This window comes from Aristophania vespae (assembly GCF_009906835.1).
In the GTDB taxonomy this organism is placed as follows: Bacteria; Pseudomonadota; Alphaproteobacteria; order Acetobacterales; family Acetobacteraceae; genus Aristophania; species Aristophania vespae.
On the sequence record NZ_CP047652.1, the window covers coordinates 1,676,017 to 1,690,984 of the forward strand.

The window sequence follows — 14,968 nt, forward strand, 5'->3', positions numbered from 1 at the left end:
ATTAAGGCGTATCTAAAGCTGACTCTGTCATAAAATTCCAATAAATTTATGTGTTTGCAGACTTAATCGCCTGTGAGGGTGTTCTTGGCAATAATGTACGGCTTGCCTGGTGGCATCCTGGCGGTGGGCATCATCTTTGGGTTGTAGCCAGAAATGTGCGAAATCAAGCCCTTCAAAAAGAGAAGGTAGCAAGTTTTCCTGAGGATAAACCAGTTTTAATTCAGAGCCAGAAACCTGCAAAAGGGGTAAGCCCGGCTTTGGGCTAACACAGATCCAGTCTATTCCTTCGGGGGCCTTGATGGTTCCGTTAGCTTCTACGGCAATAGTGAAACCCTGTGCTTTAACAGACTGTGAATGAAAAAGAGCCAGAAGCTCTTTTTTCAACAATGCTCTTTAGTAGCACACGAACATTATTTCTTTTGGTGAGACGTTAAACCACTCTAGAGTTTAATGACCGCAATAATTTCATCGCCAGGATAAACAGACTCACTGACAAATTTCGAACTATCAGCAGGCCTAAATATTGTGGTTTGTCAGTTATTAGAAGCAATTCCAAGCGGTTTTTCAATTGAGCAGTCCCGAGCTTTCGCCAGGCGGCAAACACTAAATAGATCGGGACGCTTGGACCTCCCTTTCAAAATGTCACGCATATACGTTTCATGAAGACCGGCGCGCAATGGTAGATTTTTTAATTTATCTTCTTTGCCATTATGCGGCGTTTTAGCTCGGAAATAAATCATCAGGATACATAATTAGCTAAAGCCCTTCTTGGAATTGTCCAAATTTTCTTCAATTTTCAAGCACTATAGGCAACTTGAAAAAACTGAAATGGCTCTAATCATTTTCGATTTAGAGGCTGTTAAAGAGATTTTTTCACTCTTGTCAGTCCCCCAATATCACGCGCATCAACTATTATGATTACCTCATTTGCTCCACACCAGGATAACAGCTTGGGTGGCCGCGAAGTGATACTGATATCATCCAAAATATATAAACGGCTCTTTTTCAATTTTTTGGAAAAAGAGCCGTTCTTATTTTTCAGGATTTCGCAGGATCAAGATTTCATCAGAGAAAGGATTTCTTGCCGTTCTTGCAAATTTTCTGCCCAACGCCCTAAGGCAGCACTTGTTACAGTTTTGGAACCTGGTGAGCGCACGCCCCTCAAGCTCATACACATATGCTCACCCTCTAAAACAACTAATACGGCTTTAGGCGATAAAATTTTAGCAATGGCCTGTGCAATCTGGTCAGTCAGACGTTCCTGTAATTGCGGCCGACGGGCATAGCCTTCGACCAGACGTGCCAATTTACTCAACCCTGTAAGACGACCACCGTCAGGCAGGTAGGCCACATGAGCAACGCCATAAACAGGTAGTAAATGATGCTCACATGTCGATTGAAAGCGAATATCTTTTACAATAACAGCGCCCCCATGTTGATCAGCACTAAATTGCTTTTTTAAATGTTCTTGCGGATCTTCATAAAGGCCAGAAAAAATCTCCAAATACATTTTTGCCACACGCTGAGGCGTTTCTTTCAACCCCTCACGTTCAGGATCTTCTCCCAGAGCGACCAAAATTTCACGCACATTACGAGCAATACGTTCCTGAGCGTCAGCAGGGCGTATTAAAGCATCCTCTTTAATCTGTGCTGCTGATGATGTCATTAGACTTGCCGGCTGTTGCATATCCTTAGTTGACATATGACTCCTCTGAACTAGGAAATGGCGCGCCAGCACGTCGCACGACGTCGCCTTCTGTGCGCGCAAGTTGCGCTAAGGCCTCTGAGATATTACGCCCAGAAATGGTAAATGTTGGATCAAGTTCATAAAGTGGCTCAAGCACGAAAGCACGTTCAAAAATCCGTGGATGAGGTAATGTTAGAACAGGATTATCTATTTGCATCTCGCCATAAAAGAGCAAATCTATATCCAAAGCCCGTTCTCCCCAATGACGACCGGGAATGCGCCCCAATAAAAGCTCAATCTCCTTGCAGAGTCTCAATAAAGCCATAGGACGCAAGGAGGTCTGCCCCAAAAGACAAAGATTTATAAAGGGAGGCTGGTCCTCCACACCCCAGGGAGCACTATCATAAAGACCGGAAACCCGATCAATTTGTAAACCCTCTGCACGCGCCAACATATCTATCGCGGCTTTGAGCGTTGCTTCACGTGGGCCCAAATTAGCACCAAGCGATAGCCCAACAACTTCATGCCGTTTCTTCGTAATCTTAATAGCTGCTTCAGACACAGTATAAGGTAATGGTGCTGAAGGTTTGCGAATTTCTATATGAGTTTCGACAACCTGAGAGTAACGCTCCAAAATAGCAGAGGCAATACGATCAGCAAGTGTTTCAATTAAGTTAAAAGAAGAGCCCCTGGTAATTTCAGAGGCAATATCGCAAAGTCCAGCATAACAAACTGCCTGATGGTAATCATCATCCTTAATAGCAGGGTCGATATTAACCAGGGCATCTATATTAATAAAAAAACGCTGGCCAAGACGTTTTTCTTCCTCCAACACACCATGATGAGCAAATAAACAAAGATCACGCACAGAAACACGTGTTAAAGGGCTCTCTATCACGATAAATTTCCCAGCATATAATTAAGCAGAACCATATCTTCGTGCGGTTGAGCATCATGGACTCTGATGATAGAGGCACCCTCTTTTACACCATAGAGATTAGCTGCAATTGTTGCTGCAAGTCTCTCACCTTTTTGGCGCCCCAGAAAATGCCCAAAAAATGACTTACGTGATACACCAAGCAAAATAGGTAATTGATAATAAGATCGCAGCCAGGAAATTAAATTAATGGCTTTTAGATTTTGCTCTGGAGTTTTGCCAAAACCAACACCAGGATCGAGCACAATCTGTTTGGTAGAGACCCCTGCCAGCTGGGCTTTTTCTAATGAATAATCAAAAAAACGCTTGAAATCAGCTTTTAGATCTAAATGAGGGTCAATGTCCTGCCGGTTATGCATGACCACGACATTAGCCCCAAAATCAGCAACAACCGCTGCCATAGCCGGGTCATATTGAAGGCCCCATACATCATTGACCATGACCGCCCCTGCCCGCAAAGCGCGTCTTGCAACCTCAGCTTTCATCGTATCAACAGAGAGGCATATCCCCTGAACGGCCAAAGGAGCAATAACAGAGCTTAGCCTGTACCACTCCTCCTCTACGCTAATGGCTGTATAACCAGGTCGTGTAGATTCACCCCCACAATCAATAATATCAGCGCCTTCTAAAACCAATTTATGTGCTTGCCTGCACGCTTCATCGGCTTCAATAAATTCCCCACCATCTGAAAATGAGTCAGGCGTGATGTTTAAAATACCCATGATAAGAGGCGGGATTTCGCCTCTATCACTGGCAGCAATCATCTCTGCAAGCGCTTTCAATGTTTAGCGTACCTTTTCCAAAATCTGATCTAATTGGTCGAGACTAATGGCTCCGGGAATCACCGCTGCTTGACCAAATATAAAAGTAGGTGTTCCATCTAAACCAATAGCTTGCGCTTGACCGACATTTATAGCGATTAATGCCTTTACGGCAGGCCCCTTCATATCTTTACGAAATTTCTCTAAGTCAAGCCCCTGCTCTTTGGCTAAGGTTTCAATTTTGCCCTGATCAGATTTGGCAGTTTCTTTCATAAGAGCTAGGCGCATTTGTTCGTAATGATTTTGCATAGCAGCTGCAAAAATTGCCTGCACATCCAGAAGGCTTGCTGGCCCTAAAACGGGAACTAACTTTTCAATCAGCTTCACATCGGGATGACGTTTTAAAAACTTGTCTAAAACTGGCATCATATGGCGGCAATAACCACAGCGCGGGTCAAGAAACTCTATCACCGTCACTTTACCTTGAGGGTTACCTTTAACAGCATAAGGCGGCGCTGCCTCCAAAGCAGAGTAATGAGCCTTAACAGCTTTTAAACCGCGCTCCTGCATTTCTTCGGTAGCTTGTTGCCGAAGTGACTGGATCGCATCACTCAAAATTTGAGGGTCTTTTTTTAACGCCTGACTAACAATTTGCACAATCTCTTTACGCTCCTGTGGCGTAAAATGACGAGATTCCGTTTGTGCCGCATGAGCAGACCCTCCCAGAGAGGCTGTCCAAAAAGCTGCAAGGACAGTTAATAAAATTTGGCGTTTCACACAAAATCTCCGCTAAACAAGGCTTGTGCTAGTCACCCTTATCTGCAAGCCCCTTATCTAAAAGCATGTACCTTTTATGTAAGAGCTTTCCCAAGGGAAACTTAAAGCAAAAAAAAGCCTATATCACTCCTACCCCTTTCTCGATACTTTTTCATCATGTTATGTTATACAAGATCACTCTTCTTAGTGTGGTGGCCTTAATAAAAGCTGCCCTTATTTTGCCTTTGATTTGAAACTGGAGAAATGCCCCCGTGGCTCAGCACTCAAGCCTGCCTCCCGCTCAGTATCCTTACTCAGCTCAAAAACCTTCTCGGTTTCGATCATACTGCAAGCCAAGCATGCTTTTAGCGCTCGCTAGCTTTTCAGCTATTTTGCTGAGCGGTTGTTCCGACGTCCATGTTCCCGGATTTATTGCCGCACACACCCCTCCAGGTGGAGGTGGAATCGTGGTCGCTGACGAACCACAAGCAGCCCTGGTTGGACGTGATGTCCTTGCAAGAGGCGGAAATGCCGCAGATGCCGCTACAGCTACCGCTTTTGCATTGGGCGTGACCCTTCCCTCACGTGCTTCTTTAGGAGGTGGGGGCGCCTGTCTTATAAGCGAGCCAGGCCAGGCTGAAGCAAAGGCCATTACCTTTTTAGCCCCTGCCGGCCAAGGTGAAGGCGAGCGCCCTGCAAGCGTGCCGTTAATGGCAAGAGGACTCTATCTCTTGCAACTGCGTTATGGCTCAGTTCATTTTGAAGATGTCATTGATCCTGCCATTCACCTGGCACGACAAGGAATCAGTGTCAGTAAAGCCCTTGCAGCTGACCTAGACGCTGTTAAAGGCCCTCTCCTTGACGATCGTGGTGCACTTTCTGTTTTCGGCAAAGAAGGAAATCTCATCGTTGGCGTTGGTGACCAGTTAGTCCAGACACGTCTTTCTTCTTTCCTCTCACGTCTCAAACTTGCAGGCGTTGGAGATCTTTATAGCGGTGCTCTCTCGGAAGTATTTGTAAATCAGGCCCAGCAATCCGGTGCAGCACTCACAAGGGATGATTTACGCAAAGCTCTCCCAGGAGAAAGCGCCGCCCTGGTAGTTGAGCAGGGGAACTATCGCGCTTCCTTCCTTCCTCCCCCTGCTGATGGTGGCTTAGGGTCTGCTATGGCCTTTAGTCATGGCATTTCCGCAGAAGGTGCCGTACAAGCCTGGCGGCAATCAGGTTTGGCAGGGACAAAAGCTGCCCAGACTTTCCTTAATAAAAGCCAGTCTAGTGCTCAGCCTTTGCCGTCTTTGCCAGCTTCAACGTCATTTATCGTAAAAGACCATTATGGCCTGGCCGTCGCTTGTACTTTAAGTGACAATAATTTGTTCGGCACTGGTAGGATCGCAGGCAGTACGGGCGTTATATTGGGAGCCTCTCCACAAAATTATCCTAAACCCCTGCTAAGTGCTGCCATAATTCAAAGCAAGGGAAAGCAACCTGTTAATGCCGTGCTTTCTGCCTCAGGACAAAATGCAGCCGCACAAATCGTTGCTGATGCTTTAACAAAAATCATGCATGACCAACCTTTATCAACAGTTACGTCAGGCTCAAATGAGGGACGGCTCAATGCTATTATATGTAAAAAAGGTCAGTGTTCAGGAACAGCAGATCCAAGAGGTAGCGGTCTCAGCACATCGACTAAAGCCCCTCATAAGGGGCTATTGAAAAATCGATTTCAAACACCATATCAGAATTCCTTTCCTCACCCTGTTTAATTGACCTTATTTATAAAAGGCATAAGCGCCCAAGCGTATAACTGCCTGCTGTTAATGCGAGGATTACATGGATAAAAACAAAGCCTTAGAAGGTGCCTTGAGCCAAATAGAGCGCGCCTTTGGAAAAGGGTCAGTAATGCGCCTGGGCCAACGGCCAATAGAACAGGCCGAAGTCATTTCAACTGGTTCGTTAGGTTTAGATATTGGCCTTGGAATTGGTGGTTTACCTCGTGGTCGTATTGTTGAAATTTACGGTCCAGAAAGCTCAGGTAAAACTACATTGGCGCTGCATGTTCTGGCTGAAGCTCAGAAAAAGGGAGGCACTGTAGCCTTCATTGATGCTGAACATGCCCTAGACCCAATTTATGCACGCAAACTCGGTGTTAACATCGATGAGTTATTGCTGAGCCAGCCCGATACAGGCGAGCAAGCTCTTGAAATCGCCGATACTTTAGTCCGTTCTGGGGCTATTGATGTGCTTGTTGTAGACTCTGTGGCAGCTCTTGTCCCTCGTGCAGAATTAGAGGGTGATATGGGAGACAGCCATGTCGGATTACATGCGCGCTTAATGAGCCAAGCATTACGTAAACTTACCGGCACGGTATCACGTTCCAACACAATGGTGATTTTTCTAAACCAAATCCGCATGAAAATTGGGGTGATGTTTGGAAATCCAGAAACCACTACAGGTGGTAATGCTTTAAAATTCTACGCTTCTGTCAGGCTTGATATCAGACGGACAGGCTCTATCAAAGATAAAGACGAGGTTACCGGAAACCAAACCCGCGTTAAAGTCGTTAAAAACAAGATGGCACCGCCTTTCCGCCAAGTTGAATTCGATATTATGTATGGCGAAGGCATTAGTAAGGTTGGTGAGCTTCTTGATCTTGGTGTTAAAGCCAATATCGTTGAAAAAGCTGGTGCATGGTTCTCATTTGACAGCACACGCATTGGCCAAGGTCGTGAAAATTCAAAGCAATATTTACGCGACCATCCAGAAATGGCTCAGATTATTGAGCAACGCATTCGTGCCGATGCTGGAATTGTTGCACAATCCCTTCTTGTGGGTGAAACAGAAGACTCTGAGAGCCTACCATTAGGGGAGTAATCTCTTTTAAATTAGACTAAAATGTCAAAACTCCGATCCCTTTTATAGAGATCGGAGTTTTTCACAAAAGACGTTTTAAAACCGGTTTTTTAAGCTGAAACCGCTTCGGCATTTTCTTCCTGATTTTTCCCGCGTAACTTACGCCAGAATTTTACCGCTTTAATGGCCGCACGAGCTGCCATAGGTGCCATTTTAGGGCGTACTAAGCGTGGATCATATCCTGAGAAACGGCGTTCATCCTCTCTCAGACAAAGCTCCATAAGTTCAACAAAATCAACATTCTGATCAGTCATGCTCTGCGCACCAGTCACAGTAAAATTATTATCCTGTGTATGCTCAATGCCCTGATCATCAAAAGAACGCACCAGACTCATGCGCTCATATAATAAGAAGAAAAGAACCCCAATCACGCGCATCTCAAACCATGGTCGCTTCCAAAATGGCATAACAGCCCGGTGGTAAGCCAGCCAATTTGCAAAAAGCAGGATATGACGACATTCTTCCTGCATAACAGGCTCAAAAGTCTCAATCAGCTCCATAGGAAATAAGCCAGCTCGCTCAGCCAGGGCAAAAAGCCCAAATGCAAAGAAACTATCCCAACATTCTGAAAAACCCGTAACCAGATAGGCCCATTCAGTGTCTCTGGGCTCTTTATAAGGAGGTTCTGGCGCCATAGGAATTTTATAAAATTCCACCAGACGCGATAAAACTTCTTTATGGCGATTTTCTTCCCATGCATTACGAGAAATCGCATCTTTTACATCTGGATCATCAAGCATGTCTGCATAGGCTGCCATACGCAAACGTGCTTTACCCTCAGTCTGCACAGCAATATCCCAAATAGGTAGAGACGTAATGCGGTGCAATGTTTCAGGGTCAAGCTCAGGCCAGGGGATAACAGAAGGCTTATAAGGGTTAAATGTCTCACGGAACATATCAGCCATAGCTTTCTTATGTTCCTGAGTGCCTGGCTTTAATGGCCCTTTGACGGGGCTGCTCCAATGACGTGCCTGATAATCCACCTCAGCCAAAGTTTTTTCAGAAGGCTGGTCAGGTAAATGTGAATAAATATCGGCTAGAGTTTTTTTATCGGTATTTTTTTTCACGTCACTCATGGCGTGCTCCTTTCCTTAATTATGGAGCTGAGGGGGTTTCAATATCAGCTGGCGAATTAATGATACGGCCCACTAAACCATAATCTACCGCCTCTTGGGCTGACATCCAGTAATTACGATCTGTGTCGCGAGCAACTTTCTCGTAAGTTTGCCCTGTTTCCCGAGCAAAAATGCGATTTAGCCGTTCGCGCATTTTAATAATTTCGCGTGCCTCAATATCAATATCTGTAGCAGGACCACGCACCCCTCCCATTGGCTGGTGAAGAAGAAAACGTGTATTTGGCAAACATAAACGACGCTCAGGGCGCCCTGCGGCAAAAATTAAAGCACCAGCAGATGCCACCCACCCTGTACCAATAATGGTTATAGGTGCGAGCGAATCCACAAAACGAATCATGTCATGAATGGTATCGCCACTTTCGACATGCCCACCCGGAGAATTGACATAAATATCAATCGGCTTATCCGAATCCCCGGCCAATGCTAGTAACCGTGCTGTTACTTCTTTTGCCAGGCGATCATTAACCCCGCCAAAAATAAGCACTTTTCTTTGCTTAAAAAGACGATCTTCCATTTCAGGAGAAGGCTTCGAAGCCTCTTTATCCTCCGAAGGGGTCTCCGGTTTTTCTTCATCAAAGCGGCTAGGAAAACGCTGGGAAGACGGCTCAGTATAACACTGTTCCTGAGATTTTCGATCTAGTCCTTTTAGATCACGATATTGTGTATCATTCATCATCATTCTATCCTGCGCTCGCTTTTACGTTATGCCAAGACATAAACTCTTTCTCAGTTTCATTAAATAGCCTTAAAGCGAGTTAAAAGTCTCTTGCTTGCGAGGTATGATAGAGAAGTTTATCTTATTGGCCACTCTGTTAGGAGGACTGTCGCTTTTTTACACCGGCTTTTGCCGCTCTAAGCTTCGTCGTCTTTAAGCCCTGTTGATGGACCATATCACCTCATGATGACATATTTTTTTGCCAAATATTCACGACCATTCGCAGGCCTATTTTGTGCTTTTGCTTCGGCCTTAACCTTATCGGGCTGTCAGCACCGCACAGCAAATGAGACACTTACAGATTGGGTACATGGCATTTCTGGAGGGGAAATTTATAAATTACGTCCCCCACCACCCTATTACGACAAACCCTTTCCCCACATTGGGCAAGTCCCCACTTATGAGCCAGAATTCCCCAGCCCAGAAGCACGCGCAATTTTAACGCAAAATCTTCAGGAACACCGCAATTACGCTCAGCGTTTAAGTGCCGCTAGTGGACCAATAGTTAAAGGCGCTATCGCCCCTCCTCCCCCTCCTGGTGGCGGAGAAAACTCTAGCACGCTGACATCTAGCCGCAGCACCGGGCAAGGCTCAATTTCTAAAGCAGCACCTTATATACCCAAAAAAACAGCAACCGATAAAAATAACGATAATGGGTTACCTGAGCTTAAATATAAGCCCATCGCTCATGAAACCCCAAAATCTCTTCCGACCATAGGAGACGCTCCCCCTCTCCCTATAGGGTTTCGGGGATTTAAAATTCCCTCCACCCCAGGAGCCATCATCCCGGATTTTGATAAAAAGGAACCTAATGGAACTCTGATCCGCTTTGTTGCTGCGACTGATCAAATAGGTCCAAAGCAGGAACAAACACTGCAACATCTTGCTGATGAAAGCCTTCATAAAAAATTTATTATTATCGGTTTTGGGACAACACTCAGTGCAGAGGCTGGATTAAAAGCAAAAGACCAGCAACATGAGCTCAGACTTGGCTTATTAAGAGCCCAAAAAATAGCTCAGGAACTGGAAAAACGCGGTGTAGCATCTGAAAACTTAATTATAGAAGCCCGCTCCATAGGTGACGGAGCACGCATTCAGATTCAGTCTCTCACACCGTAATATTTGATAAAACATTAGGTTAAAAAAGAGGTAACCCCCTTGCTTCAAAGTCAGAAGACGTGAAACATAGCCGGTAAACGTCACTTATTTTAAGGACACCACTCTAGCAATTTGTAACAAATATCTGGGTCTTTTTATCTTACAAAGACCTTTTAAAAACGCACCTTACATTTGAGATGTCACCGCTAAAACCGTCCTTCATTTTATTAAAGAAAAGAATTATTCGATTATGAAAGCTGCACCTCATTTTTCAGACAAAACCGCTAATTCTAATTCATTACGTCTAGCAATTGCTGGTCTTGGAACAGTGGGATGCGGGGTCATTAAACTTTTACAGGAACAGGCTTCCTCTTTAACTGACCGCACAGGAAAACAACTCGTTGTTACTGCCGTTAGTGCCCGTGATAGGACAAAAGACCGTCAAATCGACCTTAGCTCTTTTCGTTGGTATGATAACCCTGTCGAGCTGGCCTCAGATGAAACTATAGATTGTGTCCTTGAACTTATTGGAGGAGCGGAAGGCCCTGCACGTGACCTTGTTGAAGCCTCTCTCAAAGCTGGCAAGGCTGTCATCACCGCCAATAAAGCTCTTATAGCACTTCATGGAAAAGAATTAGCACAGCTAAGTAAAACCCATAACGCCCCTCTTTATTACGAAGCCTCTGTCGCTGGAGCCATTCCAGCCGTCAAAATTGTCAGAGAAGGTCTGGCAGGAGATATCATTAAAACTATCGGTGGCATTCTCAATGGCACCTGCAATTATATTCTGACTACAATGGAAGAAACCGGCCAAAGCTTTGAGGCTGTGCTGAAAGAAGCACAAGAAAAAGGCTTTGCCGAAGCTGAACCTTCTACAGATATTGATGGATGGGATACGGCTCATAAATTAGCCATTTTGGCCAATATAGCTTTTAAACCACTCCAGTTTGACAGTCTGACTGTTGAGGGTATTCGCAGTATCACAGCATCTGACCTGGGTTTTGCCAGAAAACTTGGCTATAAAGTCAAACTCCTAGGCATGGCACGCCAACATCAGGATGGCTCAATTGAGGCCTGGGTTCGCCCCTGCCTTGTGCCCGAAAAGGCAAAATTAGCCCAGGTTGATAATGTCTTTAATGCCCTTACGTGGGAGGGCAATTATAGCGGACCCATGACCATATCAGGCAGGGGAGCAGGAGAAGGCCCTACAGCCAGCGCCGTTCTTGCTGATATTATCGACTATGCTCAGGGCATGCGCCTCCCCTTATGGGGGCGCATTGTGGAACAAGAGGAAACAGCAGCCCGCTCAGTAGCGTCACTTAAAAGCGCCTTTTATGTGCGTTTGCTCGTTGATGATACACCAGGCGTTATGGCCGATATCTCCGCAGTCTTACGAGATCAGGGTATTTCAGTACATCTAATTGCGCAGCATGAGTTTAAATTAGAGCAGGTTTATTTAACCGTTATCACTCATCCTGTGGCTAATAGTCATATAACAGATGCTGCCGCCCGTCTAAGAGAGCTAAACTCCGTGCATGGAGCCCCTCTTATAGTAACTATTGAGAGCTTATGCTGATGGCAAAGCCTTTTCGCTTAACGGGCCGCAATCTTGGCCTTGAGCTTGTACGCGTAACAGAAGCCGCAGCCATTGCTTCAGACCACTGGACTGGCTACGGCAACAAAATAGAGGCCGATGGTGCCGCTGTAAAAGCCATGAGAGAGGCTTTTGATAATGTCGCCATCAATGGCACTGTTGCCATTGGCGAAGGCGAAATGGACCAGGCCCCCATGCTTTATATTGGCGAAAAGGTGGGCTGCGGAGGGCCTGAATTTGATATCGCTGTTGACCCGCTAGAGGGCACAAATCTTTGCGCCCGTAGCCTTCCAAACGCTCTGACAGTTATTGCCCTTGCTGAAAAAGGGCAATTTTTACACGCTCCCGACGTTTATATGGAAAAAATAGCCGTCGGACCCGATGTGCCTGAAAATGTAGTTGATATTGATGCATCAATTACAACCAACTTGCGTGAACTCGCCAAAGCCAAGGGAAAATCACCCTCTGATCTGACTTTATGTGCTTTAGAGCGTGACCGTCATGAGGAAATGATTGCAAAAGCGCGCGAAACAGGGGCACGCGTTAGATTACTAAGTGATGGCGATGTTGCTGCGGTTATTGCAACATGCCTCCCCCTTAGCGGTGTTGACCTTTATGCTGGAAGCGGTGGAGCCCCAGAAGGCGTTCTTGCTGCCGCGGCAGTGCGTTGCATGAAAGGACACATGCAAGCACGCTTGCTTTTTGAAAATGACCAGCAACTTCAGCGGGCAAAGATTATGATGAAAGACCAAGACCCTAAACGGCGTCTTGAGTTATGTGACTTAGCTAATGGCCATGTTTTCTTTTGTGCAACAGGTGTCACACCAGGCTATTTGCTCGAAGGCGTAGAAAATCTCGATACAGGTTATAGACGCACACATTCCGTTGTTATGCGCTCAGAAACAGGCACAATCCGCTATATCAGGGCCTATCATCACGTCGCCACCAAGCGTTTACAAACCAATTTTTTCTAAGATTTCATGACATTTAATAATCACGTGCCCAATAACTCTGTTCTTGGTGTTACCTCCAGCGCCGGAAACCGCCAATGGGTATGGCGCAAAAGCACTTTAAGTGACGAACAACAGCGCCTTATTTTAACAATTACTCAACAAACAGGCCTGACAGAACTCACAGCCCGCATCTTAGCCGGGCGGGGCATTGGCTTAAATCAGCTTGAGGCCTTTCTTGAACCGCGCCTCGAACGTGATTTACCCGATCCCTCATGCTTAAAAGATATGGACCAAACGTCTCAGCGTTTGGCCGATGCAATTGAGAAACAAGAAGTTATTGGCATATTAGGTGATTATGACGTTGACGGAGCATGCGGAACAGCTTTGCTAGCCAGCACTCTAAGCGCATTAGGCTGTAAAATTCTCACACATATCCCCGACCGAATCACTGAAGGATACGGCCCTAACACTCAAACTTTAGAGTCATTTATAACGCAAGGCGCAACTCTGCTCATTTGCGTTGATTGTGGCACAGCCGCACATACTATTCTAGACGCGTTTGAAGGGCGTGCTGACAGAATTATTTTGGACCACCATAAGCCTAATGGAGGGTTGATCCCTAAAGGGCTGGTCGTTAATCCAAACCGCCTTGATTGCGATTCAAATCTTGGTTTTATCTGCGCTACAGCCGTTTCCTTTTTCACCATGATAGCCCTGAGGCGGGAATTACGCTCACGCGGTTGGTTAGAAACTCATAAATTTCCTAATTTGCTGTCTTTATTAGATCTTACAGCCCTCGCCACAATTTGCGATGTCATGCCCCTTTATGGCGTTAACCGCACATTAGTTACGCAGGGCCTGAAAGTGCTTAATACTGGCAAGCGCCTGGGCCTACAAATGCTAGCCCATAGCGCAGGGGTGAAAGATAAAAGCAACGCAATGGCTTGCGGCTTTGCCCTTGGGCCCAGAATCAATGCTGGTGGGCGTATCGCTCAGTCTGACCTTGGTCTCAAATTACTACTAAGTCAGTCCGAAGAAGAAGCGCGTGCTTTGGCAGAGACATTAGACGGCGTGAACCGCAAACGCCAAACAATTGAAGGTCACGCCCTCCAAAGCGCTATAGATCGGGCGCAAGCTCAAATTGACGCAGGCCATGCCGTTATCTTGCTATGCGATAAAGAATGGCATCCTGGTATCGTCGGAATTGTGGCAGGAAGATTAAAGGAACGCTTTAATCGCCCCACTCTCATTGGCGCTCTTAATGAAGATAATATTATTAAAGGGTCCGCCCGTTCTGTAACGGGACTAGATATTGGCAATGCCATTATAGCCTCTCAACAAGCAGGGTTGTTACTTGCCGGTGGTGGGCACTCTATGGCAGCAGGTTTTTCTCTTAAAGAATCGAATTTAGAGGCCTTTCATCAATTCCTAAATCAAACACTTTCTCAAGCTCTAACCCTGCCTCCTCAAGAAGCACTGCAAATTGATGGGATTTTGACCCTAAACGGTGCAACCCCCACCCTTGCAAAAGAATTATCGGCCCTTGCCCCCTTTGGAAATGGCAATGAGGAGCCTATTTTAGCACTAAGCCATGTGCGCTGTGTCAAAACTGACCGTATTGGAAAAGATGGCAACACGCTAAGGGTAATTTTGCAAGGTGAAGACGGATTTACCCGCCTTAAAGGTCTTGTTTTTAGAGCAGCAGAAAAACGCTTCACAAATTTACTTGAAGACCGCACAAAACCGCTAATTCACGTTGCAGGACAATTGCGATTAGAAGAATGGCAAGGCATAGAAAATTTAACTTTTTTCATTTCTGATGCAACACCCTCTTGACGTAGGATAATAAACTCTTTATCAACCGCCTCACGCCTTTAGTCCCGTTCGTCTAGAGGCCTAGGACACCGCCCTTTCACGGCGGCAACACGGGTTCGAATCCCGTACGGGACGCCAGCATTTTACTGCGGTTTTTGACGTTATCCACATAATAGAAGCTGGGCACATATGTGCCATCTATAGCGAAACATGATCCGTGACTTCTTTTAGATAGCCAGGATCAAATTTCCTGTAAACTCGCCTTCTTGTGCATGGGTCTGTAGTCAGTCAGAGGCTTGATTTATAAAAACCCCGCCCTTGCCAGCCACAACGCAATGCTGTGTTTCGGGTGATGCGGCGTTGGCATTCAGCTCAATACCGCCCTAAGGCGCGCTTTTTTGATAGCTCATAGCTCATAGCTCATAGCTCATAGCTCATAGCTCATAGCTCATAGCTCATAGCTCATAGCTCATAGCTCATAGCTCATAGCTCATAGCTCATAGCTCATAGCTCATAGCTCATAGCTCATAGCTCATAGCTCATAGCTCATAGCTCATAGCTCATAGCTCATAGCTCATAGCTCATAGCTCATAGCTCATAGCTCAT

Annotated in this window: 12 protein-coding genes, 1 tRNA gene and 1 pseudogene; 7 read left to right on the forward strand and 7 right to left on the reverse strand. The window is 45.8% G+C overall.

What is annotated here, in order from left to right; translation table 11 throughout:
* Nucleotides 1-27: 27 nt before the first annotated feature.
* The 5 genes and pseudogenes from GT348_RS07610 to GT348_RS07630 all read right to left on the reverse strand — a co-directional run.
* Nucleotides 28-348: pseudogene (locus GT348_RS07610) on the reverse strand (7-carboxy-7-deazaguanine synthase); the annotation flags it as partial.
* A 706-nt stretch (nucleotides 349-1,054) separates the two neighbouring features.
* A complete protein-coding gene (gene folE / locus GT348_RS07615; protein WP_160619496.1) occupies nucleotides 1,055-1,687 on the reverse strand; it encodes a GTP cyclohydrolase I FolE in 633 nt (210 codons plus the stop codon).
* Between the two features lie 4 nt (nucleotides 1,688-1,691).
* On the reverse strand, nucleotides 1,692-2,585 hold the full coding sequence (gene folK, locus GT348_RS07620; protein ID WP_160619191.1) for a 2-amino-4-hydroxy-6-hydroxymethyldihydropteridine diphosphokinase: 894 nt from the start codon (nucleotides 2,583-2,585) through the stop codon (nucleotides 1,692-1,694).
* Nucleotides 2,582-3,406, reverse strand: coding sequence for a dihydropteroate synthase (gene folP / locus GT348_RS07625; protein ID WP_236646466.1), 825 nt, complete (start codon nucleotides 3,404-3,406; stop codon nucleotides 2,582-2,584). The genes folK and folP overlap by 4 nt, the downstream gene beginning before the upstream one ends.
* Nucleotides 3,407-3,409: 3 nt before the next feature.
* Nucleotides 3,410-4,162 (reverse strand): DsbA family protein, encoded by a 753-nt coding sequence (locus tag GT348_RS07630; protein WP_160619192.1) that lies wholly within the window; start codon nucleotides 4,160-4,162, stop codon nucleotides 3,410-3,412.
* A gap of 251 nt (nucleotides 4,163-4,413) precedes the next feature.
* Between GT348_RS07630 and GT348_RS07635 the strand changes: the two genes are divergently transcribed.
* Both GT348_RS07635 and recA read left to right on the forward strand, forming a co-directional pair.
* On the forward strand, nucleotides 4,414-5,904 hold the full coding sequence (locus tag GT348_RS07635) for a gamma-glutamyltransferase (RefSeq protein ID WP_236646467.1): 1,491 nt from the start codon (nucleotides 4,414-4,416) through the stop codon (nucleotides 5,902-5,904).
* Between the two features lie 67 nt (nucleotides 5,905-5,971).
* On the forward strand, nucleotides 5,972-7,012 hold the full coding sequence (gene recA, locus GT348_RS07640; RefSeq protein WP_160619193.1) for a recombinase RecA: 1,041 nt from the start codon (nucleotides 5,972-5,974) through the stop codon (nucleotides 7,010-7,012).
* A gap of 89 nt (nucleotides 7,013-7,101) precedes the next feature.
* Here recA and GT348_RS07645 read toward each other — a convergent pair whose 3' ends face one another.
* Both GT348_RS07645 and GT348_RS07650 read right to left on the reverse strand, forming a co-directional pair.
* Nucleotides 7,102-8,127, reverse strand: coding sequence for a ferritin-like domain-containing protein (locus GT348_RS07645; RefSeq protein WP_160619194.1), 1,026 nt, complete (start codon nucleotides 8,125-8,127; stop codon nucleotides 7,102-7,104).
* A gap of 19 nt (nucleotides 8,128-8,146) precedes the next feature.
* Nucleotides 8,147-8,866, reverse strand: a complete 720-nt coding sequence (locus GT348_RS07650) for an ATP-dependent Clp protease proteolytic subunit (protein ID WP_160619195.1) — start codon at nucleotides 8,864-8,866, stop codon at nucleotides 8,147-8,149.
* Nucleotides 8,867-9,085: 219 nt separating this feature from the next.
* Here GT348_RS07650 and GT348_RS07655 point away from each other — a divergent pair, with 219 nt between their 5' ends.
* The 5 genes from GT348_RS07655 (at nucleotide 9,086) to GT348_RS07675 (ending at nucleotide 14,500) form a co-directional block, all read left to right on the forward strand.
* Nucleotides 9,086-10,021: an OmpA family protein gene (locus GT348_RS07655; protein ID WP_160619196.1), complete on the forward strand. Its 936-nt coding sequence runs from the start codon at nucleotides 9,086-9,088 to the stop codon at nucleotides 10,019-10,021.
* A 229-nt stretch (nucleotides 10,022-10,250) separates the two neighbouring features.
* The gene (locus tag GT348_RS07660; protein WP_160619197.1) at nucleotides 10,251-11,576 is read left to right on the forward strand and encodes a homoserine dehydrogenase; all 1,326 of its coding nucleotides are present in this window, start codon (nucleotides 10,251-10,253) and stop codon (nucleotides 11,574-11,576) included.
* Nucleotides 11,576-12,568, forward strand: coding sequence for a class II fructose-bisphosphatase (glpX, locus tag GT348_RS07665; protein WP_408865148.1), 993 nt, complete (start codon nucleotides 11,576-11,578; stop codon nucleotides 12,566-12,568). The genes GT348_RS07660 and glpX overlap by 1 nt, the downstream gene beginning before the upstream one ends.
* Nucleotides 12,569-12,574: 6 nt before the next feature.
* Nucleotides 12,575-14,383 carry a single-stranded-DNA-specific exonuclease RecJ gene (recJ, locus tag GT348_RS07670; RefSeq protein WP_160619199.1) on the forward strand — a complete coding sequence of 603 codons (1,809 nt, stop codon included), beginning with the start codon at nucleotides 12,575-12,577 and terminating at the stop codon, nucleotides 14,381-14,383.
* A gap of 41 nt (nucleotides 14,384-14,424) precedes the next feature.
* A tRNA-Glu gene (locus tag GT348_RS07675) sits at nucleotides 14,425-14,500 on the forward strand.
* Nucleotides 14,501-14,968 lie beyond the last annotated feature (468 nt).

Coding starts and splice junctions, on each gene's coding strand:
- GT348_RS07650 (WP_160619195.1), bottom strand. CDS start 8,866: ATGATGATGAATGATACACAATATCGTGATCTAAAAGGACTAGATCGA.
- glpX (WP_408865148.1), top strand. CDS start 11,576: ATGGCAAAGCCTTTTCGCTTAACGGGCCGCAATCTTGGCCTTGAGCTT.
- GT348_RS07660 (WP_160619197.1), top strand. CDS start 10,251: ATGAAAGCTGCACCTCATTTTTCAGACAAAACCGCTAATTCTAATTCA.
- recA (WP_160619193.1), top strand. CDS start 5,972: ATGGATAAAAACAAAGCCTTAGAAGGTGCCTTGAGCCAAATAGAGCGC.
- GT348_RS07655 (WP_160619196.1), top strand. CDS start 9,086: ATGATGACATATTTTTTTGCCAAATATTCACGACCATTCGCAGGCCTA.
- folE (WP_160619496.1), bottom strand. CDS start 1,687: ATGCAACAGCCGGCAAGTCTAATGACATCATCAGCAGCACAGATTAAA.
- recJ (WP_160619199.1), top strand. CDS start 12,575: ATGACATTTAATAATCACGTGCCCAATAACTCTGTTCTTGGTGTTACC.
- GT348_RS07645 (WP_160619194.1), bottom strand. CDS start 8,127: ATGAGTGACGTGAAAAAAAATACCGATAAAAAAACTCTAGCCGATATT.